This is a genomic window from Pseudomonas sp. JR33AA, assembly GCF_021378985.1.
Classification (GTDB): Bacteria; Pseudomonadota; Gammaproteobacteria; order Pseudomonadales; family Pseudomonadaceae; genus Aquipseudomonas; species Aquipseudomonas alloputida.
In genome coordinates this window covers 333,862-356,303 of the sequence record NZ_JAJSAW010000003.1, presented here as the reverse complement: position 1 = coordinate 356,303, position 22,442 = coordinate 333,862, and the positions used below count along the sequence as shown (strand labels likewise).

19 protein-coding genes are annotated in these 22,442 nt (G+C 62.7%); 11 read left to right on the top strand and 8 right to left on the bottom strand.

Going from position 1 to position 22,442, the window contains the following annotated elements:
- Positions 1-143: 143 nt before the first annotated feature.
- The 5 genes from LVS58_RS07820 to rloA all read right to left on the bottom strand — a co-directional run bounded on the left by LVS58_RS07820 (position 144) and on the right by rloA (position 5,564).
- Positions 144-878 (bottom strand): phosphoadenylyl-sulfate reductase, encoded by a 735-nt coding sequence (locus LVS58_RS07820; protein WP_167069666.1) that lies wholly within the window; start codon positions 876-878, stop codon positions 144-146.
- 80 nt (positions 879-958) lie between these two features.
- On the bottom strand, positions 959-2,299 hold the full coding sequence (pabB, locus tag LVS58_RS07815) for an aminodeoxychorismate synthase component I (protein ID WP_233690566.1): 1,341 nt from the start codon (positions 2,297-2,299) through the stop codon (positions 959-961).
- Between the two features lie 207 nt (positions 2,300-2,506).
- A complete protein-coding gene (locus LVS58_RS07810; RefSeq protein ID WP_233690565.1) occupies positions 2,507-3,487 on the bottom strand; it encodes an alpha-L-glutamate ligase-like protein in 981 nt (326 codons plus the stop codon).
- Positions 3,487-5,022, bottom strand: coding sequence for an osmotic stress tolerance membrane protein RloB (gene rloB / locus LVS58_RS07805; protein ID WP_233690564.1), 1,536 nt, complete (start codon positions 5,020-5,022; stop codon positions 3,487-3,489). The genes LVS58_RS07810 and rloB overlap by 1 nt, the downstream gene beginning before the upstream one ends.
- A gap of 5 nt (positions 5,023-5,027) precedes the next feature.
- On the bottom strand, positions 5,028-5,564 hold the full coding sequence (rloA, locus tag LVS58_RS07800; protein WP_010953297.1) for a retropepsin-like aspartic peptidase RloA: 537 nt from the start codon (positions 5,562-5,564) through the stop codon (positions 5,028-5,030).
- A 306-nt stretch (positions 5,565-5,870) separates the two neighbouring features.
- Between rloA and LVS58_RS07795 the strand changes: the two genes are divergently transcribed.
- From LVS58_RS07795 to prpD, 6 genes are all read left to right on the top strand, one after another.
- On the top strand, positions 5,871-6,587 hold the full coding sequence (locus tag LVS58_RS07795) for a GntR family transcriptional regulator (protein WP_233690563.1): 717 nt from the start codon (positions 5,871-5,873) through the stop codon (positions 6,585-6,587).
- A complete protein-coding gene (prpB, locus tag LVS58_RS07790) occupies positions 6,584-7,474 on the top strand; it encodes a methylisocitrate lyase (RefSeq protein ID WP_233690562.1) in 891 nt (296 codons plus the stop codon). Before LVS58_RS07795 ends, prpB begins: the two co-directional genes overlap by 4 nt.
- A gap of 60 nt (positions 7,475-7,534) precedes the next feature.
- Positions 7,535-8,662, top strand: a complete 1,128-nt coding sequence (prpC, locus tag LVS58_RS07785) for a bifunctional 2-methylcitrate synthase/citrate synthase (RefSeq protein ID WP_233690561.1) — start codon at positions 7,535-7,537, stop codon at positions 8,660-8,662.
- 162 nt (positions 8,663-8,824) lie between these two features.
- A complete protein-coding gene (acnD, locus tag LVS58_RS07780) occupies positions 8,825-11,413 on the top strand; it encodes a Fe/S-dependent 2-methylisocitrate dehydratase AcnD (protein WP_233690618.1) in 2,589 nt (862 codons plus the stop codon).
- 138 nt (positions 11,414-11,551) lie between these two features.
- The gene (gene prpF / locus LVS58_RS07775; RefSeq protein WP_233690560.1) at positions 11,552-12,742 is read left to right on the top strand and encodes a 2-methylaconitate cis-trans isomerase PrpF; all 1,191 of its coding nucleotides are present in this window, start codon (positions 11,552-11,554) and stop codon (positions 12,740-12,742) included.
- 72 nt (positions 12,743-12,814) lie between these two features.
- Entirely contained in the window at positions 12,815-14,299 is a 1,485-nt protein-coding gene (gene prpD / locus LVS58_RS07770) for a 2-methylcitrate dehydratase (protein ID WP_233690559.1), read from the top strand.
- A 71-nt stretch (positions 14,300-14,370) separates the two neighbouring features.
- Here the strand turns inward: prpD and acnB are convergent, their stop codons facing one another.
- Positions 14,371-16,980, bottom strand: a complete 2,610-nt coding sequence (gene acnB / locus LVS58_RS07765) for a bifunctional aconitate hydratase 2/2-methylisocitrate dehydratase (protein ID WP_233690617.1) — start codon at positions 16,978-16,980, stop codon at positions 14,371-14,373.
- 405 nt (positions 16,981-17,385) lie between these two features.
- Between acnB and LVS58_RS07760 the strand changes: the two genes are divergently transcribed.
- The gene (locus tag LVS58_RS07760; protein ID WP_233690616.1) at positions 17,386-17,868 is read left to right on the top strand and encodes a DUF1289 domain-containing protein; all 483 of its coding nucleotides are present in this window, start codon (positions 17,386-17,388) and stop codon (positions 17,866-17,868) included.
- A gap of 9 nt (positions 17,869-17,877) precedes the next feature.
- Here LVS58_RS07760 and queD read toward each other — a convergent pair whose 3' ends face one another.
- Both queD and LVS58_RS07750 read right to left on the bottom strand, forming a co-directional pair.
- Complete coding sequence (gene queD / locus LVS58_RS07755; RefSeq protein ID WP_003250327.1) at positions 17,878-18,234, bottom strand: 6-carboxytetrahydropterin synthase QueD; 357 nt, start codon at positions 18,232-18,234, stop codon at positions 17,878-17,880.
- A 53-nt stretch (positions 18,235-18,287) separates the two neighbouring features.
- Entirely contained in the window at positions 18,288-19,367 is a 1,080-nt protein-coding gene (locus LVS58_RS07750) for a patatin-like phospholipase family protein (RefSeq protein WP_233690558.1), read from the bottom strand.
- Positions 19,368-19,605: 238 nt separating this feature from the next.
- On the opposite strand from LVS58_RS07750, the gene LVS58_RS07745 reads away from it, so the two are divergent.
- Genes LVS58_RS07745 through LVS58_RS07730 form a run of 4 tightly spaced genes read left to right on the top strand, consistent with a single transcriptional unit; the run spans position 19,606 to position 22,213 of the window.
- On the top strand, positions 19,606-19,914 hold the full coding sequence (locus LVS58_RS07745) for a PepSY domain-containing protein (RefSeq protein WP_233690557.1): 309 nt from the start codon (positions 19,606-19,608) through the stop codon (positions 19,912-19,914).
- Positions 19,914-20,228, top strand: coding sequence for a PepSY domain-containing protein (locus LVS58_RS07740; RefSeq protein ID WP_233690556.1), 315 nt, complete (start codon positions 19,914-19,916; stop codon positions 20,226-20,228). Before LVS58_RS07745 ends, LVS58_RS07740 begins: the two co-directional genes overlap by 1 nt.
- The gene (locus LVS58_RS07735; protein WP_014591651.1) at positions 20,229-20,897 is read left to right on the top strand and encodes a response regulator transcription factor; all 669 of its coding nucleotides are present in this window, start codon (positions 20,229-20,231) and stop codon (positions 20,895-20,897) included.
- Positions 20,894-22,213: an ATP-binding protein gene (locus LVS58_RS07730; RefSeq protein WP_233690555.1), complete on the top strand. Its 1,320-nt coding sequence runs from the start codon at positions 20,894-20,896 to the stop codon at positions 22,211-22,213. Before LVS58_RS07735 ends, LVS58_RS07730 begins: the two co-directional genes overlap by 4 nt.
- Positions 22,214-22,442 lie beyond the last annotated feature (229 nt).

Here is a 22,442-nt window from a genome sequence, read left to right as displayed (position 1 = left end):
AGCAACGGCCCTTGCTCAATTTCTAAAAGCTGGCGAGATCCCTGTGGAAGCGGGCTTGCCCGCAAACACGGGCGAAGCCCGTGCCATCCACCGCGGTGCCTTCTTCGCGGGTAAACCCGCTCCTACAGACCGCCAGGGCTATTTCAAGCCTTGCTGATCAGGTTGCCCGCGTGCAACCCGCATTCCTTCTGCGTCGACTCTTCCCACCACCAGCGCCCTTCACGCTCATGCTGGTTTGGCAGCACCGGGCGCGTGCATGGCTCGCAGCCAATGCTGATGAAGCCACGTTCGTGCAGGCTGTTGTACGGCAGCTCGAGCATGCGGATATAACCCCATACCTCTTCACTGCTCATCTGCGCCAGTGGGTTGAACTTGTACAGCGTGCGCTCAGGCGTGGAAAAGGCGCTGTCGATTTCCAGTGCTGCCACCTGGCTGCGGGTGCCCGGGCTTTGGTCGCGGCGCTGGCCGGTGGCCCAGGCGCTGACGGTGGCCAGCTTGCGGCGCAGTGGCTCGATCTTGCGAATGCCGCAGCACTCGCCATGGCCGTCCTTGTAGAAGCTGAACAGGCCCTTGTCCTTGACGAACGGGTCGAGCTTGGCGCGGTCGGGGCTGAGGATCTCGATCGGCAGGTTGTACTGTTCGCGTACCTGGTCGATGAACCGGTAGGTCTCCGGGTGCAGGCGCCCAGTGTCCAGGCTGAATACCTTGACCTGCTTGTTCAGCTTCCAGGCCATGTCGACCAGCACCACATCCTCGGCGCCGCTGAAGGAGATCCACAAGTCATCACCAAAGTGCTCGAAGGCAAGCTTGAGGATGTCCTGCGGGGACTTGTTGGCATAGGTCGCGGCCAGGGCGGCGACGTCGAAGGGTTGGCTCATCAGGCGGTTTCCATCTTGGCTGTGGCGCTGTGCGCTCGTAGTAGGGTGATGGTAACAAAAAAAACGCGGGCTAGACGGACTCACAAGCCCTGCAGGGTCTGCATCAGCACCCGTACTTTGGCGATCGACTCTTCATACTCGGCCTGCCACTGCGAGTCGGCTACCACCGCGCCGCCGCCCCAGCAACTGACCTGGCCATCTTTGATCAGCAAGCTGCGAATGGCGATCGAACTGTCCATTTCGCCGCGTACATCCACATACAGCAGCGAGCCGCAGTACAGCGCGCGGCGCGCGGGTTCCAGTTCGTCGATGATCTGCATGGCGCGAATTTTTGGTGCGCCGGTAATCGAGCCGCCAGGGAAGCTGTCGCCGATCAGGTCCAGCGCATCCTTGCCGCTGGCCAGCTGGCCGGTGATGCTGCTGACCAGATGGTGCACGTTGGGGTAACTCTCCAGGCTGAACAGTTCCGGTACCTTCACTGAGCCGATCTCACACGTGCGCCCCAGGTCGTTGCGCAGCAGGTCGACGATCATCAGGTTTTCCGAGCGGTCCTTCGGGCTGTGCAGCAGCTCTTGGGCATTACGCTTGTCTTCAGCCGGGTCGCTGGCGCGTGGGCGGGTGCCCTTGATCGGCCGGGTTTCCACCTGGCCCTGGCTGACGCGGATGAAGCGCTCGGGCGAAAAGCTCAGCAGGGTACTGCCGTCGGCCAGTTGCTGGTAGCCGGAGAAGGGCGTCGGGCAGGCCTGGCGCAGGGCCTGGTAGGCCCGCCATGGATCGCCCTGGCAGGGGGCGCGAAAGCGTTGGGTGAGGTTGATCTGGTAGCAGTCACCGGCCTGGATGTAGCGTTGTACCTGGTCGAAAGCGGTTTTGTACTGCTCGGGCTCCAGGTCACCGGCCATCGGTGCGAGCAGCCGGAAGTCGCCGGTGGTGGTGCTGGTGTCCTGGAACAGGCTGATCAGGCGTTCGCGTTCGTCGCCTGCCAGGCTCGGGTGGAACACCAGCTGGCTGGTGCCGAGCAGGTGATCGCTGACCAGTGCCCAGTCATACAGGCCCAGTTGTGCGTCTGGCAGGCCAAGGTCGTCCACGGCCAGGCTTGGCAGGTGTTCCAGGCGGCGGCCGAAGTCGTAGCTCAGGTAGCCGATCAGGCCCCCGGCAAAGGGCAGTTCTACACCGTTGGGCAAATCGGCGTGGCCCAGCTGTGCCAGGCCAGCGCGCAGGCGCTGGAGGAAGACGCGGCCATCTTCATCGGGTTGCGCCTGCAGTTGTTGCAGCGGCCAGGCGCTGAGCAGGTCGAAACGCCCGCGTTCGGCGCCGGGGCGGGCGCTGTCGAGCAGGATCGCACCGGGGGCCTGGCGCAGGTGGGCGAAATAGGCGGCAGGGTCGGGCTGGTAGGGCAGGGGGTGTAGCGTGCAGGTCGGCATCAGTATGGACGGCGATGTAAAAGCGAGGAGGGCGATTGTAGACCTGTGCAGGAGAAGCGCCTAGCGCTGGGTACGACATTCAACATTGTGTTTGCCCACGTGCCGCACAAGGCAGCGCCTGCAGGCCGAGCGAAGCGCTCGAATCAACTGCCGTGCTTGCAGAAACAGCCTTGTGCGGCACATGGGCTGCAAGGCAGCCCCTGTGTTTCAGCGGTTAGGCACATGCCCGAACAGACCCTGTGCTACCCGTACCCGCTGCTCGGCGTCTTCGGTCACACCCTCCTTGGCCAGTGCTTCGATGTGTGCCTCAATGGCATGGGTGCGCTGAGTCAGGCCGCAGTCGTTGGCAATCTGGATGTTCAGCCCTGGGCGGGCGTTGAGCTCCAGAATCAGCGGGCCCTTGTCCTGGTCAAGCACCATGTCTACGCCGATATAGCCCAGGCCGCACAGTTCATAGCAGCCAGCGGCCAGCTTCATGAAACCGTCCCAGTTCGGCAGTTGCACACCGTCCACCGCGTTGGTGGTGTCCGGGTGCTTGCTGATGATGTTGTTCAGCCAGGTGCCGCGCAGGGTCACGCCGGTGGCCAGGTCGACACCCACACCGATGGCGCCCTGGTGCAGGTTGGCCTTGCCGCCGGACTGGCGAGTCGGCAGGCGCAGCATGGCCATCACCGGGTAGCCCATGAGCACGATGATGCGGATGTCCGGAACACCTTCGTAACTGATGCTCTTGAATATCTGGTCCGGGGTCACGCGGTACTCGATCAGCGCGCGGTCGCGGTGCCCGCCGAGGGAGTACAGGCCGGTGAGGATGCTGGAAATCTGGTGCTCGATTTCCTCGTGGCTGATGATCTTGCCCGACACTGTGCGGTAGCGGTCCTCGAAGCGGTCGGCGATTACCAGGATGCCGTCACCGCCGGCGCCTTGCGCCGGCTTGATGACGAAATCGCTGCGCCCGCCGATGATCTGGTCGAGCTTCTCGATCTCTTTTTCGGTCTCGATGATGCCGTACATTTCCGGCACATGGATGCCGGCAGCCAGTGCGCGCTCCTTGGTGATGATCTTGTCGTCGACGATCGGGTACAGGCTGCGCTTGTTGTACTTCAGTACATAGTCCGCGTTACGCCGGTTGATCCCCATGATGCCCCGGGCCTCCAGGGCTTTCCACGTCTTGATCAGGCCAAACATCAGGATTCAGCCTTCTTCAGGAAGGCTTTGAAGCGCACGAGTTCGGTCAGACGGTAGCCGCGATAACGGCCCATCGCCAGCATGAAGCCCACCAGGATCAGCAGTACCGCCGGGAAGGTGAACACGAAGTACACCAGCTCCGGCACCATCATCAGCAGGTGTGCCAGGGAGGCAGCGAACAGGGTGCCGATGGCCACTTTCATGGCATGGCCGCCACCGCGCTCCTCCCAGGTAATCGACAGGCGTTCGATGGTCATGGTCAGGATCACCATCGGGAACAGTGCTACAGACAGCCCGCGTTCAAGGCCCAGCTTGTGGCTGAACAGGCTGATGGCGGCAATCAGCACCACGACGAAGGTCAATACCACCGACAGGCGTGGCAGCATTTGCAGCTTGAGGTGTTCCAGATACGAGCGCAGCGACAGGCCCAGGGCAGTGATCACCGTGAACAGCACAATCCCGAAGCCCAGCTGGGTTTCGCGGAACGCCAGGGCGATCAGCACCGGGGTGAATGTGCCCAGGGTCTGAATGCCGATCAGGTTGCGCAGCACCAGGATCACCAGCACGCCGATCGGGATCATGACCATGATCATGAAGGTTTGCTGGGTTTGCAGCGGCAGACCGTACAGCGAGTATTCGAGGAAGTCGGCGTCGGTGTTCTCGTCGGTCAGCTTGGCCAGGCGGATGGCGTTCATCTCGCTGTTGTTCATGCTGAAGGTGACGGTAGCCTTCTTGCCGCCATCGACGGTGATCAGGTTGTCGTCACCGGTCCACCACAGCAGGCGGTCGCTCGGCAGGCCTTGCTCACCGGTGTCCGGGTTGAAGTACAGCCAGTCGTCGCCGTTGAAGCTGCGCAGCCACAGCTCCGGCGTTTGCGGGGTGTCGGCCAGCAGGCGGATGGTGTGCACCTTTTCCATCGGCACGTGGGCGATCGACAGCAGCAGGTCGATGACCTGGGCCTTCTTCATCGCCGAGGTGTCGCCGGCCAGCAGCAGCTTGACGTTGTCGTCGTTGAGGTTGTTGACCCGCTTGATGGTCTCGCTGACGAAGGTCTCGACGTCGGCCGAATGCTGACGTATGGGCGCCATCAGGGCTTCGGCGGCGATCTTCTCGGGGCCTTCGACGGCCAGGCTGTCACGGAAGGTCGGGCCTTTGACCTTGGTCTTCTCGTTGCTGTAACGCTTGGTCAGTACCAGGCGGTAGTAGAGGGTCTGGTTGCCACTGGCGCGACGTGCCGACCAGGTAACCTTGCGGTTGCCGTCGGCACGGTTGATGCTCACCCCGTAGTTGTTGGAGATGAAGCTCTCGTTGAGGCTGACATAGTCGCGGTTCAGCGGCGGCACGAACATCTGCACCTTGACCGGGTCCTTGCTGCTGGCCACGAACTCGACCTTGGCATCGATGTTCCACAGGTCGTCGGTTTCATCCTCGGTCACCGGGATGCCGAGCACGAAGATCTGATAAGCGGTGACCGCCACGCCCAATAGCACCAGCACGGTGATCAGGACTTTCAGGTGGAGGGTAAGAGAGCGCATCGGGATTACTCTGCTTTGGGAGCGTCGGTGGCACAGGCAGGTTTGCCGGCCGCGTATTTAAGGCTTGGGTCAACCAGTGCGTCGAAGTGCTTGAGCGCCTCGGAGCCGATCAGCAGCGGGAACTGGAAGGCGCTGCGGTCGGTGAGGTTGACTTCGATGGTGCGCCTGGTCTGGCCCATGCAGATTTCGAGTTCGATGACCGGGCGGGCCGTGTAGGCCTTGCCTGATTCGGCATCATAGTCGCCGGCCCGGCGCTTGATCTTGCTGACGCGTGCCAGTGGGCGTTCGATCGGGTGCGAATGGGCCGCATCGATGGCGAGGTAGAAGCGTACCCAGCTTTCGCCATTGCGCTTGAACCGCTTGATGTCGCGGGCGCTGAGCGACGCGGTCTTGGCACCGGTGTCGAGCTTGGCGGCCACTTCAAGGTCCAGGTCGCCCAGATGGGCGTATTCGTTGAGACCATACACGGTCTTGCCCGCAGCCTGGCCAAGGGCCGGCAGCAGGGTGAGGCATAGCAGCAATAAAACGGGTGTAAGTCTCATATTCCTGGCGCGGTGCATTGCAAGGTTCTAGGCAAGGTTCAGGTCAAGGTGACTGGCAATTACTGCGCAAGCTTCCTCGTTTATCTGTCAACAGGCACGCATGCATGACAGACAGGCTATCCATACCCCATCGGAGGCGCGGCATTCTATCACGCCGACGTCTTGACGCCAGCGGTGCGCGATCTGACAGCGTTGAAGTGGTGATAGTTCGCGATTAGACGATTGTCGACAATATTCATTTTGTCTTTGACTTGCAGGGCTCATTTCGCTAGTTTCTGGCGAAGAGCTTTATAAGGTGTCGACAATATGCAGGACCTTTCCATCCCGGGCCCGGTGCTGACAGACGAAACGGAAACCCTTTCCGAAAACGTCTTTCGACGCATCCAGGCGGCCATTGTCAAGGGTGATATCGCCCCCGGCAGCAAGATTTCCGAGCCGGAGCTGGCGCGCACCTATGGCATCAGCCGCGGGCCGCTACGCGAGGCTATCCATCGCCTTGAAGGCCAGCGCCTACTGGTGCGCGTGCCGCATGTGGGCGCGCGGGTGGTGTCGCTCAACCACGCCGAGCTGATCGAGCTGTACGAAATTCGCGAATCGCTGGAAGGCATGGCCTGCCGCCTGGCCGCCGAACGCATGAGCCAGGCCGATATCGACGAACTGCGCCGGGTACTCGACACCCATGAGCGCGATGCCGCGTTCCAGGCGGGCCTGGGGTACTACCAGCAGGAAGGCGACTACGACTTCCATTACCGGATTATTCAGGGTAGCGGCAATCAGACCCTGGTCAAGATGCTGTGCGGCGAGCTGTACCAACTGGTGCGCATGTACCGTATCCAGTTCTCTGCCACCCCCAACCGGCCACGCCAGGCCTTTGCCGAGCACCATCGCATTCTTGATGCCATCGCCGACCGTGACGGCGAACTGGCCGAACTCCTGATGCGTCGCCACATCGGCGCGTCCAAGCGCAATATCGAGCGTCACTACCTGGACGCCCACAACAACAGCACACGAGGTGAGAAATGACAGTCAAGAGCACCCCCGGTCAGCGTTTCCGTGACGCCGTTGCCGCTGAACATCCGCTGCAGGTGGTTGGCGCCATCAACGCCAACCATGCCCTGCTGGCCAAGCGCGCCGGCTTCAAGGCCATCTACCTGTCGGGTGGCGGCGTGGCCGCCGGCTCCCTGGGCCTGCCAGACCTGGGCATCACTGGCCTGGACGACGTGCTCACCGACGTGCGCCGTATCACCGACGTGTGCGACCTGCCGCTGCTGGTGGATGTCGATACCGGCTTCGGCGCTTCGGCCTTCAACGTTGCCCGTACCGTGCGCTCGATGAGCAAGTTCGGCGCTGCCGCCATCCATATCGAGGACCAGGTTGGCGCCAAGCGTTGTGGCCACCGTCCCAACAAGGAAATTGTCAGCCAGCAGGAAATGGTCGACCGCATCAAAGCGGCCGTCGATGCCCGCAGCGATGACAGCTTCGTGATCATGGCGCGTACCGACGCGCTGGCTGTCGAAGGCCTGAACGCCGCCCTGGACCGTGCCGAGGCGTGCGTCGAAGCTGGCGCCGACATGATCTTCCCGGAAGCCATCACCGAACTGCAGATGTACAAGACTTTCGCTGATCGGGTGAAGGCACCGATCCTGGCCAACATCACCGAGTTCGGTGCCACGCCGCTGTACACAACCGAAGAGCTGGCCGCGGTCGACGTGTCGTTGGTGCTGTACCCGCTGTCGGCATTCCGCGCCATGAACAAGGCGGCCGAGAACGTGTATACCGCGCTGCGCCGTGACGGCACGCAAAAGAACGTGATCGACACCATGCAGACTCGCATGGAGCTTTACGATGCCATTGGTTATCACGCCTTCGAGCAGCGCCTCGATGCACTGTTTGCCCAGAAGAAGGGCTAAGCGCTAGCGCCCGAATTAGCCGGAAAGCATCCATAACAAATTCAAGAAAGGAGAAACACCATGGCCGAAGCAAAAGTACTCAGTGGCGCAGGCCTGCGTGGCCAGGTGGCCGGCCAGACTGCACTGTCGACCGTGGGCCAGGCCGGTGCCGGGCTGACCTACCGTGGTTATGATGTGCGTGACCTGGCTGCCGGTGCCGAGTTCGAAGAAGTCGCCTACCTGCTGCTGTACGGCGAGCTGCCAACCCAGGCCGAGCTGGCCGACTACAAGCGCAAGCTCAAGGGCCTGCGTGACCTGCCGCAAGCCTTGAAGGAAGTGCTTGAGCGCATCCCGCGCGATGCCCACCCGATGGACGTCATGCGCACCGGTTGCTCGGTACTGGGCACCCTTGAACCAGAACTGACCTTCGAAGCCCAGCGCGACAAGACCGACCGCCTGCTGGCGCTGTTCCCGGCCGTGATGTGCTACTGGTACCGCTTTACCCACCATGGCGTACGCATCGATTGCACCACTGATGAAGACACCTTGGGTGGCCACTTCCTGCACCTGCTGCACGGCAAGAAGCCGAGCGAGCTGCACGTCAAGGTCATGAACGTGTCGCTGATTCTCTACGCTGAACACGAATTCAACGCCTCGACATTCACTGCTCGCGTCTGCGCCTCGACCCTGTCTGACTTGTACTCCTGCGTTACCGCAGCCATCGGCTCGCTGCGTGGCCCGCTGCACGGCGGTGCCAACGAGGCTGCGATGGAACTGATCGAACGCTTCCAGAACCCGCAGGAAGCCACCGCTGAGCTGCTGCGCATGCTTGAACGCAAAGACAAGATCATGGGCTTTGGCCATGCCATCTACAAAGAGTCCGACCCGCGCAACGAGGTGATCAAGGGCTGGTCGAAACAGCTGGCTGATGAAGTGGGCGACAAGGTGCTGTACCCGGTTTCCGAAGCCATCGACAAGACCATGTGGGAGCAGAAGCGTCTGTTCCCCAACGCCGACTTCTACCATGCCTCGGCGTATCACTTCATGGGCATTCCGACCAAGCTGTTCACCCCGATCTTCGTCTGCTCGCGCCTGACCGGCTGGGCGGCGCACGTCTTCGAGCAGCGCGCCAACAACCGCATCATCCGCCCGAGCGCCGAGTATGTCGGCGTCGAGCAGCGCCAGTTCGTGCCGATCGAGCAGCGCTGAATAGCTATAGAGAGGCAACCCGTTCCCCTTGTGGGAGCGGGCGTGCCCGCGAATGCACCCGGCGTTGCAACCACGGTGCACCTGCTGACGCATTCGCGGGCACGCCCGCTCCCACAGGTACGGTGAAACCTTCCGAATCCTGTGACCGAGCCTGATTCCATGATGAACACTGCATACCGCAAGCACCTGCCAGGCACCGACCTGGACTACTTCGATGCCCGCGCGGCGGTCGAGGCGATCAAGCCCGGCGCCTACGACGGCTTGCCATACACCTCCCGCGTGCTTGCCGAGAACCTGGTGCGCCGCTGCGACCCTGCAACCCTCGATGCTTCGCTGAGCCAACTGATCGAGCGCAAGCGCGACCTCGACTTCCCGTGGTTCCCGGCCCGCGTGGTGTGCCATGACATCCTCGGCCAGACTGCGCTCGTCGACCTTGCCGGCCTGCGTGACGCCATTGCCGACAAAGGCGGCGACCCGGCCCAGGTCAACCCGGTGGTGCCGGTGCAACTGATCGTCGACCACTCGCTGGCCGTCGAGTGCGGTGGTTTCGACCCACAGGCCTTCGAAAAGAACCGCGCCATCGAAGACCGCCGCAACGAAGACCGCTTCCACTTCATCAACTGGACCAAGAAGGCGTTCAAGAATGTCGACGTGATCCAGCCGGGCAACGGCATCATGCACCAGATCAACCTGGAGAAGATGTCACCGGTGATCCACAGCGACCGCGGTGTCGCCTACCCGGATACCTGTGTCGGCACCGACAGCCACACGCCGCATGTCGATGCATTGGGTGTGATCGCCATCGGCGTAGGCGGCCTGGAAGCCGAAAACGTGATGCTCGGCCGCGCCTCCTGGATGCGCCTGCCGGAAATCGTCGGTGTCGAGCTGACGGGCAAGCTGGCCCCGAATATCACCGCCACCGACCTGGTACTGGCCTTGACCGAATTCCTGCGCAAGCAGAAAGTGGTCGGCGCGTACCTGGAGTTCCATGGCGAGGGTGCCCGCGCCCTGACCTTGGGCGACCGCGCCACCATTTCCAACATGGCCCCGGAATACGGCGCCACGGCGGCAATGTTCGCGATCGACCAACAGACCATCGACTACCTGCGCCTGACCGGCCGTGAAGAGCAGCAGGTCAAGCTGGTGGAAACCTACGCCAAGGCCACCGGCCTGTGGGCTGACAGCCTGGGCGGCGCCGTCTACGAGCGCACCCTGAGCTTCGACCTGTCGAGTGTAGTGCGCAACATGGCCGGCCCATCCAACCCGCATGCCCGCGTCGCCACCAGCGACCTGGCGGCCAAAGGCATCGCTGGCAGCTGGGAAGAAGTGCCGGGGCAGATGCCGGACGGCGCGGTGATCATCGCTGCCATCACCAGTTGCACCAACACCAGCAACCCGCGCAACGTGATTGCCGCAGGCCTGATTGCCCGCAATGCCAACAAGCTGGGCCTGACCCGCAAGCCGTGGGTCAAGTCGTCGCTGGCACCCGGTTCCAAGGCCGTGCAGCTGTATCTGGAGGAAGCCGGCCTGGAGAAGGAGCTGGAACAACTCGGCTTCGGCATCGTCGCCTTCGCCTGCACCACCTGCAACGGTATGTCCGGTGCCCTGGACCCGGTGATCCAGCAGGAAATCATCGACCGCGACCTGTATGCCACCGCTGTGCTGTCGGGTAACCGCAACTTCGACGGGCGTATCCACCCGTATGCCAAGCAGGCCTTCCTGGCCTCGCCACCACTGGTAGTGGCCTATGCCATTGCCGGTACCATCCGCTTCGATATCGAGAAGGATGTACTGGGGGTGGTCGATGGCAAGGAAATCCGCCTCAAGGACATCTGGCCCAGCGACGAAGAAATCGATGCGGTGGTACGTGCAGCGGTCAAGCCGGAGCAGTTCCGCAAGGTCTATATTCCGATGTTCGCCATTGAGGAGGACCGCGGGCCGAAAGTTGCGCCACTGTATGATTGGCGCCCGATGAGCACCTACATCCGCCGCCCTCCCTACTGGGAAGGTGCCCTGGCCGGCGAGCGCACGTTGCGTGGCATGCGCCCGCTGGCGGTGTTGCCGGACAACATCACCACCGACCACCTGTCGCCGTCCAACGCCATCATGCTCGACAGCGCCGCCGGTGAATACCTGGCAAAAATGGGCCTGCCGGAAGAGGACTTCAACTCCTACGCCACTCACCGGGGTGACCACCTGACGGCCCAGCGCGCCACCTTCGCCAACCCCAAGCTGTTCAATGAAATGGTGCGCAACGACGATGGCAGCGTGAAGCAGGGCTCGCTGGCGCGTATCGAGCCGGAAGGCAAGGTGACCCGCATGTGGGAAGCAATCGAGACCTACATGCAGCGCAAGCAGCCGCTGATTATCGTTGCGGGTGCCGACTACGGCCAGGGCTCGTCGCGCGACTGGGCGGCCAAGGGTGTACGCCTGGCGGGTGTCGAGGCAATTGTCGCCGAAGGCTTCGAGCGCATTCACCGCACCAACCTGGTGGGCATGGGGGTATTGCCGCTGGAGTTCAAGCCGGGCACCGACCGCAAGACCCTGGGCCTGGATGGCAGCGAGACCTATGACGTGCTGGGGGCGCGTACGCCACGGGCGACCCTGACCCTGGTGGTCACCCGCGCCAATGGCGAGCGCCTGGAAGTACCGGTGACCTGCCGTCTGGACACCGCCGAGGAAGTGTCGATCTACGAAGCGGGCGGGGTGCTGCAGCGCTTTGCCCAGGACTTCCTCGAAGCGACCGCCTGAGCATGAATCGGGGGCCGCTTTGCGGCCCTTTCGCGACCCACAAAGGGCGGCGCAGTACCTGTGGGAGCGGCCTTGTGTCGCGAAAGGGCTGCAAGCAGCCCCAGGGTATTTCACCGGACTATCAGGATGCCCAAAACAATGGCACATGTACCCCAGATCAAAATCCCCGCCACCTACATCCGTGGCGGCACCAGCAAAGGCGTGTTCTTCCGCCTGCAAGACCTGCCCGAGCAGGCGCAAATTCCAGGCCCTGCCCGCGATGCGCTGCTGCTGCGGGTAATCGGCAGCCCCGACCCTTACGGCAAACAGATCGACGGCATGGGCGGCGCTACGTCGAGCACCAGCAAGACCGTCATCCTGTCGCAAAGCATCAAGCCCGAGCACGATGTCGACTACCTGTTTGGCCAGGTCAGCATCGACAAGGCCTTCGTCGACTGGAGTGGCAACTGCGGCAACCTGTCCGCTGCGGTTGGTTCGTTTGCCATCAGCAGTGGCCTGGTCGACCCGGCGCGTATTCCGCGCAACGGAATTGCCACCGTGCGTATCTGGCAGGCGAATATCGGCAAGACCATCATCGCCCACGTTCCGATCACTGAAGGTGAAGTGCAGGAAACCGGCGACTTCGAGCTGGACGGGGTCACCTTCCCGGCGGCCGAGGTGCAGCTGGAGTTTCTTGACCCTGCAGCCGATGAAGACGGCGGTGGCGGTGCCATGTTCCCCACCGGCAAGCTGGTCGATGACCTGGAAGTGCCGGGGGTCGGTACCTTCAAGGCGACCATGATCAATGCCGGGATCCCGACCATTTTTGTCAATGCTGCCGATATCGGCTACACCGGGACCGAACTGCAGGACGCCATCAACGGCGACCCGCAGGCGCTGCTGCGCTTCGAGACCATTCGCGCCTATGGCGCCGTGCGCATGGGGCTTATCGACAACGTTGACCAGGCTGCCGGGCGTCAGCACACGCCGAAAGTGGCGTTCGTCGCGCCGCCGAGCACCTACACTGCGTCCAGTGGCAAGGCGGTGCAGGCCGATCAGATCGACCTGCTGGTCCGGGCCTTGTCGATGGGCAAGCTACACCATGCCATGATGGGTACGGCCGCGGTGGCAATTGGCACTGCGGCCGCCATTCCGGGCACGCTGGTCAACCTCGCCGCTGGCGGGGGCGAGCGCAGCGCTGTGCGTTTCGGCCATCCTTCGGGCACCCTGCGGGTCGGGGCCGAGGCACGCCAGGTGAAGGGTGAGTGGACGGTAACCAAGGCAATCATGAGCCGTAGTGCTCGCGTGCTGATGGAGGGCTGGGTTCGCGTGCCTGGCGACAGCTTCTAACGCACCACTGGCGCTCGGCTTTAGTTCGTCGGGGCTGCACAGCAGCCCCGGCAATTCTGAAGGGAGCTGGATATGAGCGCCAACGTAGACCTCAACGACCGCCCGGATTACGACCGGGTGCTACAAACCCTGGCCGATTACGCCCTCGGCTACCGGGTCGAATCCCTCGAGGCCCTGGACACCGCGCGCAACTGCCTGATGGACACCCTCGGTTGCGGCCTTCTCGCCTTGCGCTTTCCTGAGTGCACCAAGCTCCTTGGCCCTCAGGTGGAAGGCACGCTGGTCCCCAATGGGGCTCGCGTTCCCGGCACCGCCTATCGCCTCGACCCGGTCAAGGCTGCCTGGGACATTGGCTGCACGGTGCGCTGGCTGGACTACAACGACACCTGGCTGGCCGCCGAATGGGCCCATCCCTCGGACAACCTTGGCGGCATCCTGGCAGTGGCTGACCACCTGTCACAGAAACGTGTTGCCGCGGGTGAACAGCCACTGTTGATGCGTGATGTGCTAGAGGCCATGGTCATGGCGCATGAGATCCAGGGCGTGCTGGCCCTGGAAAACGCCTTCAACCGTGTCGGCCTCGATCACGTGATTCTGGTGAAGGTCGCCTCGACCGCCGTGTGCGCCAGGCTGATGGGAGCCAATCGTGAGCAGATGCTCTCGGCCTTGTCCCATGCCTTTGTCGACGGCCAGGCCCTTCGAACCTATCGCCACGCGCCCAACGCCGGTTCGCGCAAGTCCTGGGCTGCGGGTGACGCCTCCAGCCGAGGCGTTCGCCTGGCCGACATCGCCTTGCGTGGGGAAATGGGCGTGCCGGGCGTGCTGACGGCGTCGCAGTGGGGGTTCTACGATGTTTCGTTCAGCCATACCAACAAAGACCTGGCGCTCAAGCCCGCCGGGCAGTACGAACTGCGCCTGCCCCAGGTGTTGGGCAGCTACGTAATGGAAAACGTGCTGTTTAAGGTCAGTTTCCCCGCCGAGTTCCACGCCCAGACGGCCTGTGAGGCAGCAGTAACCCTGCATCCACTTGTGCGAAACCGTCTGCATGAAGTCGACCGCATCGTCATCACCACCCAGGAGTCAGCGATCCGCATCATCTCCAAGAGCGGCCCGCTGGCCAATGCCGCCGACCGTGACCACTGTCTGCAGTATATGGTGGCTGTGCCGCTGATCTTTGGCCATCTGGTGGCCGAGCATTATGAAGATGCCTTCCATGCCAACCACCCCAGTATCGACCGCTTGCGCGAGAAGATGGAGGTGGTGGAAGACCCGCGCTTCAGTCGCGAGTACCTGGAGCCGGACAAGCGTTCGATCGCCAACGCGTTGCAGGTGTTCTTCAAGGATGGCAGCAGCACCGAGCAGGTGGTGGTGGAATACCCGATCGGGCACCGTCGGCGGCGCGGGGAGGGGATACCGTTGTTGGAGGCCAAGTTCAAGGCCAACCTGGCGACCCGCTTTGCCCGGCAGCGGTGTCAGCAGATTTTCGAGCTGTGCAAGGACCAGCAGAAGCTGGAAGGCACGGCTGTGCACAGGTTTGTGGATTTGTTTGTGACATGAGGCCGGCACAGGTTAAAACAACAAAGCCCCGGCATCGCTGCCGGGGCTTTGCTTACAGCTTGTAACTCAGCTTACGCCTGAACCACCGGGATCTTGGCGTTGGCTGCCGCTTCGCGGAACTCGGCGATCTGGTCGAAGCTCAGGTAGCGGTAAACGTCGGCAGCCATGCTGTCGATGTCTTTCGCGTACTGCATGTACTCTTCGACGGTCGGCAATTTGCCGATGATCGAAGCGACAGCGGCCAGCTCGGCCGATGCCAGGTACACGTTGGTCGCATCGCCCAGACGGTTCGGGAAGTTACGGGTCGAGGTGGAGACCACGGTCGAACCGGTCTGCACACGTGCCTGGTTACCCATGCACAGCGAGCAGCCTGGCATTTCCATGCGTGCACCGGCCTTGCCGTAGATGCCGTAGTAGCCTTCTTCGGTCAGCTGGTGAGCGTCCATCTTGGTTGGCGGAGCCAGCCACAGGCGGGTCGGAATGCCACCCTTGACCTTCTCCAGCAGCTTGCCGGCAGCGCGGAAGTGACCGATGTTGGTCATGCACGAACCGATGAACACTTCGTCGATCTTCTCGCCTTGTACCGAGGACAGCAGGCGGGCATCGTCCGGGTCGTTCGGTGCGCAGAGCACAGGCTCTTTGACGTCGGCCAGGTCGATTTCGATGATTTCGGCGTATTCGGCATCGGCGTCGGCCGACAGCAGCTCAGGCTTGGCCAGCCAGGCTTCCATGGCCTGGGCACGGCGCTCCAGGGTGCGGGCATCGCCGTAGCCTTCGCCGATCATCCAGCGCAGCAGGGTGATGTTGGACTGCAGGTACTCGGCAATGGCCTTTTCCGGCAGCTTGATGGTGCAACCGGCAGCGGAGCGCTCGGCCGAGGCATCGGACAGCTCGAAGGCTTGCTCGACGGTCAGGTCGTCCAGGCCTTCGATTTCCAGGATGCGGCCGGAGAAGGCGTTTTTCTTGCCTTTCTTCTCGACGGTCAGCAGGCCCTTCTGGATGGCGTAGTAAGGGATGGCATGAACCAGGTCACGCAGGGTGATGCCTGGCTGCAGTTTGCCCTTGAAGCGCACCAGGATCGATTCTGGCATGTCCAGCGGCATGACGCCGGTGGCGGCCGCGAAGGCCACCAGGCCGGAACCGGCCGGGAACGAGATGCCGATCGGGAAGCGGGTGTGCGAGTCGCCACCGGTACCCACGGTGTCAGGCATCAGCATGCGGTTCAGCCAGCTGTGGATGATGCCGTCGCCCGGGCGCAGCGACACGCCGCCACGGGTGCGGATGAAGTCTGGCAGGGTGTGGTGTGTGGTGACGTCGATCGGCTTCGGATAGGCCGCGGTGTGGCAGAACGACTGCATGACCAGGTCAGCAGAGAAGCCCAGGCATGCCAGGTCTTTCAGCTCGTCGCGCGTCATCGGGCCAGTGGTGTCCTGGGAACCGACGGTGGTCATTTTTGGCTCGCAGTAGGCGCCTGGGCGCACGCCCTGGCCTTCTGGCAGGCCACAGGCACGGCCGACCATTTTCTGCGCCAGGGTGAAGCCCTTGCCGGAATCGGCAGGCTGCTCTGGTTTCTTGAACAGGTCGGAAGCACCCAGGCCCAGCTCGGCGCGGGCTTTTTCGGTCAGGCCGCGGCCGACGATCAGCGGGATACGGCCGCCGGCGCGGACTTCATCCAGCAGCACTTCGGTTTTCAGTTCGAAGGTGGTGACCAGTTCGTTGCTGTCGTGACGGCGTACTTCACCTTTGTATGGGTAAACGTCGATGACGTCGCCCATGCTCAGGTTGGTGCAGTCGAATTCGATCGGCAGGGCGCCGGCGTCTTCCATGGTGTTGTAGAAGATCGGGGCGATCTTGGTGCCGAAGCAGAAGCCACCGGCGCGCTTGTTCGGCACGTACGGGATGTCGTCGCCGAAGAACCACAGTACCGAGTTGGTAGCGGATTTACGCGAGGAACCGGTACCGACCACGTCGCCGACATAGGCAACCGGGAAACCCTTGGCCTTGACGGCCTCGATCTGGGCCAGTGGGCCGACCGAACCTGGCTGCTGCGGCTCGATGCCGTCGCGGGCCATTTTCAGCATGGCCAGGGCGTGCAGCGGAATGTCAGGGCGCGACCAGGCGTCCGGGGCAGGAGACAAGTCGTCGGTGTTGGTTTCGCCAGGCACCTTGAACACGGTCAGGGTGTACTTGTCGGCGATGGCCGGGCGCGAGGTGAACCACTCGCCGGCAGCCCAGGATTCCAGTACGGCCTTGGCGTGAGTGTTGCCGGCCTTGGCTTTTTCGGCCACGTCGTGGAAGGCATCGAACATCAGCAGGGTGTGCTTGAGCTGTTCGGCCGCGACGGCGCCCAGTTCGGCGTCATCCAGCAGTGCGACCAGCGTTTCGATGTTGTAGCCGCCCTGCATGGTGCCCAGCAGTTCGGTGGCGTGCTTGCGGTCGATCAGCGGCGACTTGGCTTCGCCCTTGGCGACGGCGGAGAGGAAAGCGGCCTTGACGTAGGCAGCTTCGTCGACCCCTGGCGGTACGCGGTTGGTGATCAGGTCTACGAGGAAGGCTTCTTCGCCGGCCGGCGGGTTTTTCAGCAGCTCGACCAGGCCTGCAGTTTGTTCGGCGTTCAGCGGCTGGGGCACGATACCCAGGGCGGCGCGCTCTTCGATGTGTTTGCGGTAGGCTTCAAGCACAGTTATTTCCCTCATCAGTGGTCCCTAAAGGGGGTCCGGGACGCTTATCCAGCATTCCATGCACCCATGCGCTGCCGCGGCTTTGTGGGCCGCCCAACCAGGGTCGCAAGGAATCCTTACAGAAGCTGCTTTCAAAGTTTTACGCCTGCAGAACGGGGACTGATGAGGGCTGGCGCGGGCATGCGAGGGATGCATGGCCCGGGCCAACGCCGTTCTACCGGATCAACTGTGCTCGTGACGCTTTGAAAACAGCTTCCAACGGACATTGTTGCCTTTGAAAAGGCCGGATGATTCTACGGCAAAAAAAGCCTGAAGGTAAGGCGGTGTTCATGACTTTAACGAGTGACCCTGGTTAGACAAAGGGCTAACATGGGCCTGTGTTCCATCGCCAAGCTGTTGTTTTTCATGTCCAACAAGTCCATAAAAACCCCTTGCGTCGGCCTGTGCTCCACGGTGTACGGAGACACGGTGTGCCGTGGCTGCAAGCGTTTTCACCACGAAGTGATCAACTGGAACGGCTACGACGACACGCAGAAGCGCGCCGTGTGGTTGCGCCTTGAGCAGCTGCTGGTGCAGGTGATGATGGCCAAGCTTGAGGTGTTCGACAAAGGCCTGCTGCGCCAGCAACTGGAGCAGCGCTCCATCCGCTTTGTCGAGCAGCAGTCGGCGTATTGCTGGGCTTACCAGCTGATTGCCCGCGGGGCGCGGATGATCCGTGACCTGGAGGCCTATGGCATGGCGTTGCTGCCGGAGTTTCGTGACTGGGAACTGCCACAATTGCGCGATGCGATCGACCGCGAGTTCTTCCTGCTTTCAGAGGCGCACTACCAGCGCTACATCGCCCCCAGCTTCCTGCGCGATGCCATGAGCAGCGCGCAGGGCCAGTGAGCCGGCGAATCAGTCGCCGGTGTATTCGCAACCGCTGGTGCAGGTTTCGTGGATGCGAACCTTGGACAGCTCCGGCATCAGCGGCTTGACCTGGTCCCAGATCCACTTGGCGATCACTTCGCTGGTGGGGTTTTCCAGGCCGGGGATGTCGTTCAGGTAGTTGTGGTCCAGCTGATCATAGATCGGCTTGAAGATCGCCTTGACCTCGGCGAAGTCGCGGATCCAGCCCGTGTGCGGGTCGAGCGGGCCGGTCAGGTGCAGGCCGACCTTGAACGAGTGGCCATGCAAGCGGCCGCATTTGTGCCCTTCAGGGACGTGGGGCAGGCGGTGGGCCGATTCGAAAGTGAATTCCTTGAAGATTTCCACGCTGTCATAACTCTGTGTGAATCAATAATGCGCGCAGTCTACCAGCATGGCCGCTACAAGGCTTGCAGGCGTTCATGCAGCCGCCCGGTGGCGGTCAGTTCCAGAAGTTCATCACCCAGGCGCTGGCTTTCGGCAATGGCCTTGTACCAATAGCGCTTGCGCCCTGGCGCATCGCCCATGAAACGCTTGAAGTCGTTGCGGTCGGGCAGCTTGCCGTAGGGCAGGGCGGCCAGGTATTGCGGCGAAGGCGTCATCAGCAGCACGTTTTGCAGGCGGGTGGCATCGCCCTTGCGCCAGGGCAGGGCCTTGTCGAACCAGCCGGGTATGACCTTGTCGGTGAAGTGCGGGTACAGCACCAGGTCGTCGCCGCGGTAGGGCAGGTCGAGGTGATAGTCGAGCAGGCCGCCGTCGCGGTAGGTGCCGGCTCCGGCACCGGGGATGTCCTTCACGCCCTGCATGACCATCGGTATCGACCCGGAAGCGAGCAGGGCATGGCGCAGGTTGGTCACGTCCAGCGGCAGGTAGCGTGAGGGGAAGTCGGTCAGCGTGTCGAGCGGGGGAACGGCGCGCCTATCGTGCAGAATGATGCGCTCGAAGTGGCGGGCCAGGCGCGAACGGCCCAGGAGGTTACTGGCAACCACCGAGCCCAGCCCCAGGCCCAGGCGGCCGCGATGGTCGTGAGCGAGCTGGCCATGGGTTTTTACCACCAGAATGTTCAGGTGGTAATGCGGGTTCGCCAGCAACTGGCAGTCGCGGCCCTCCAGCAGGTCATCGAGCATGCGTTGGCAGCTGCGGCTGATTTCGGCCGGGGTGACGCCCTTGGCGAAATCCTGCTCGGTGTATAGCTCGCCCAGGCGACGGATGCCGGCGATCGGGTCGTCGAGGCAGGCGCTGGCGAAGCGCCAGGCCCCGATCGAAGCACCGATCAGGGCACGCTGACGGGGTGCTGCGGGTAGCCACTCGCCGAACAGCGCCAGGTCAAGGCCCTGGATGCCCAGCGGCTTCGGCCCACCCGCCGCGCCCGGCAATACCCCGACATCAGCCGCCTGCAGGCCGCGCTCGCGGATGTGTCGCAAGGCACGCTGGCCGGCCTTGAAGGTGAGGGCGGGGTATTTGATGTGGATCGCGCTCATGGCGGGTCTCTTGGGCATAGGAGCAGCCTTGTGCTGCGAAGGGGCCGTTACAGATAACACACCTGTAGGTGCCTGTATTGGCCCTTTCGCAGCGCAAGGCCGCACCTTGCACGGGGCCGAGTCGGGTTGGCGTCGTAACTGCGCTATCATGCCGCCAGCTGTTTTCAGGTTGAATTAAGGACCGCTGGTTAATCTTAACCCCGTAGACAACTTGCACTGTTCTCAGGAGAGAAAAACGATGAAAACCATGACTGCCCTGATCACCGCCGCTGCCCTCGCCCTGGGCGCCAATGTCGCCTTCGCCAAGGATGTTCAGCCTGACGAAGTGGTGAAACTGGTCAACGCCAAGACCATCAAGTCGCTGGACGAGCTCAAGGCCGCTGCCGTGGCCAAGCACCCAGGCGCCACCGTCACTGACTCGGAACTTGAAGACGAGTACGGCCGCTACATCTACAAGGTCGAGCTGCGTGATGCGCAGAATGTCGAATGGGACGTCGACATGGATGCCAAGACCGGTGAGGTACTCAAGGACGCACGAGACAACTGATGATCCCTGTATCCCGGACGGCACGTTACCTGACGCTCTCGCTGCTGGCCGTCTGCTCCCTGGCTGTTGCCCGCGACCTGGACCAGGATGAAGCCTTGATGCTCCGTCAGAAGGGCATCATCCTGCCGCTCGAACAACTGCTCGAGACCGCCCTGGGGCGTCACCCCGGGGCGCGTCTGCTGGAAGCCGAGCTGGAAGAAGACGATGATCGCTTCGAATATGAAGTCGAGTTGCTGACGACTGAAGGTGTTGTGCGCGAGATCAAGCTCGATGCCAGCACCGGCGCCCTGCTCAAAGACGAGGAAGATGACTGAATGCGCCTGTTGCTTGTCGAGGACAACGTACCGCTGGCCGATGAACTGACCACCGGCCTGCAGCGCCAGGGCTATGCGGTGGACTGGCTTGCTGATGGCCGTGACGCGGTTTACCAGGGGCAAAGCGAGCCTTATGACCTGATCATCCTGGACCTCGGCCTGCCCGGCTTGCCTGGCCTGGACGTGCTGGCCCAGTGGCGCGCCGCTGGTCTTGCCACACCGGTATTGATCCTCACCGCCCGCGGTTCCTGGGCCGAGCGCATCGAAGGGCTGAAGGCCGGGGCTGACGATTACCTGAGCAAGCCCTTCCACCCCGAAGAGCTGCAACTGCGCATCCAGGCGTTGCTGCGCCGCGCCCGTGGCCTGGCCAACCAGCCGAAGCTGGAAGCGGCCGGCCTGCACCTTGACGAAAGCCGTCAGTGCGTGAGCCGCGATGGTGTGGACGTGCAACTGACTGCCGCCGAGTTCCGCCTGCTGCGCTACTTCATGCTGCACCCGCAGCAGATCCTGTCCAAAAGCCACCTGGCCGAGCACCTCTACGACGGTGAAACCGAGCGCGACTCGAACGTGCTGGAGGTCCACGTCAACCATTTGCGCCGCAAGCTGGGCCGCAGTGTTATCGAAACCCGTCGCGGGCAAGGCTACATCTATGCCGGGAGCGGCGAGTGAAGTCGATCCAGGCACGCCTGAGCCTGGGCCTGGTGGCGGTACTGGTGGTGGTCGGCGTGGTGCTGGCGCAACTGACCTTGTGGCTGTTCGAAGCCGGCCTGCAACGTTATCTGGAAAACGGCCTGCGCAAGGAAAGCGAGAACCTGCTGGTGGCATTGGTGCGTGGGCCTTCCGGCCTGCAGCTGGATGAGCGGCGCATTTCGGCTGCCTATCAGCGGCCATTTTCCGGTTACTACTTCCGCATCGATCTCGACCAGGGTACCTGGAGGTCTCGCTCGCTGTGGGACCTGGACATGCCCAAGCCCACAGCGCCCGGGCTTTCCGATAGCCATGAACTCGGCCCGGAAGGGCAGCAACTGCTGGCCCTTCGTGCCGACTACCGGCGCCTGGGCCAGGACATTTCGATCAGTGTGGCCCAGGATTATTCACCGGTGCGCGAAGGTTTCCGGCGCTTGCAGCAGATCGGCCTGGGCATGGGCCTGGTGGCGCTGATCCTGATTCTGGTGCTGCAGCGCATCACGGTTACCCGCTCGCTGCGGCCGCTGGAGCGGGCCCGCCAGCAGATCGCCCAGCTGCAGCAGGGGCAGCGCTCGCAGCTGGATGCCGAGGTGCCCAGCGAGTTGGCACCGCTGGTGGGGCAGATCAACCACTTGCTTAACCATACCGAAGACAGCCTGCGCCGCTCGCGCAATGCCCTCGGTAACCTCGGCCATGCGCTGAAGACGCCGCTGGCGGTGCTGCTGAGCCTGGCTTCCAGTGAACGCCTGCAGGGTCTGCCGGAAGTCCGCGCGCAAATGCGTGAGCAGTTGCAGCAGATTCAGGAGCGCCTGGCACGCGAGCTGAACCGTGCGCGCCTGGCAGGGGATGCGCTGCCGGGCGCGCAGTTCGATTGTGATGCCGAACTGCCAGGGTTGCTCGGGACCTTGGGCATGATTCATGGCGAGGGCCTGCTGCTGGCAAGTGATGTGTCGCCCGGGCTGTTGTTGCCATGGGACCGCGAGGACGTTCTGGAACTGTTGGGTAATCTGCTGGACAACGCCTGCAAGTGGGCAGACAGCGAGGTGCGCCTGGGTATCGTGGCGAACGCCGAGGGCTACCGGCTGTGGGTCGATGACGATGGCCCAGGTATTCCGCAAGGGCAGCGGCAACAGGTGCTGGAGCGTGGTTCGCGGCTGGACGAGCAGATGGACGGGCATGGGCTGGGGTTGGGCATCGTGCGCGATATCGTTGATGCCTGGGGAGGGCACCTGGCCTTGCTGGAGAGCCCGCTGGGCGGCCTGCGGGTGAGCATCGACCTGCCGCGCAAGGCCTCATAATGCCGGGGCCGCTGTGCGGCCCATCGCGACACAAGGCCGCTCCGACAGGTGTATGCAATCCCCTTTGGCTCTATCAGTACTGCAAAAAAATTGCAGTACAGCCGCAGTTTTTTGAATTAGCCCAAATTGCCCCCACCCGGCAAAATTCCCCCACGAAACCCTGCGGTTTCCATCTCTCCACGGACGGAGCCCCTTGTGATATTGCATGCGCAATACGAGGCCCAGGCCA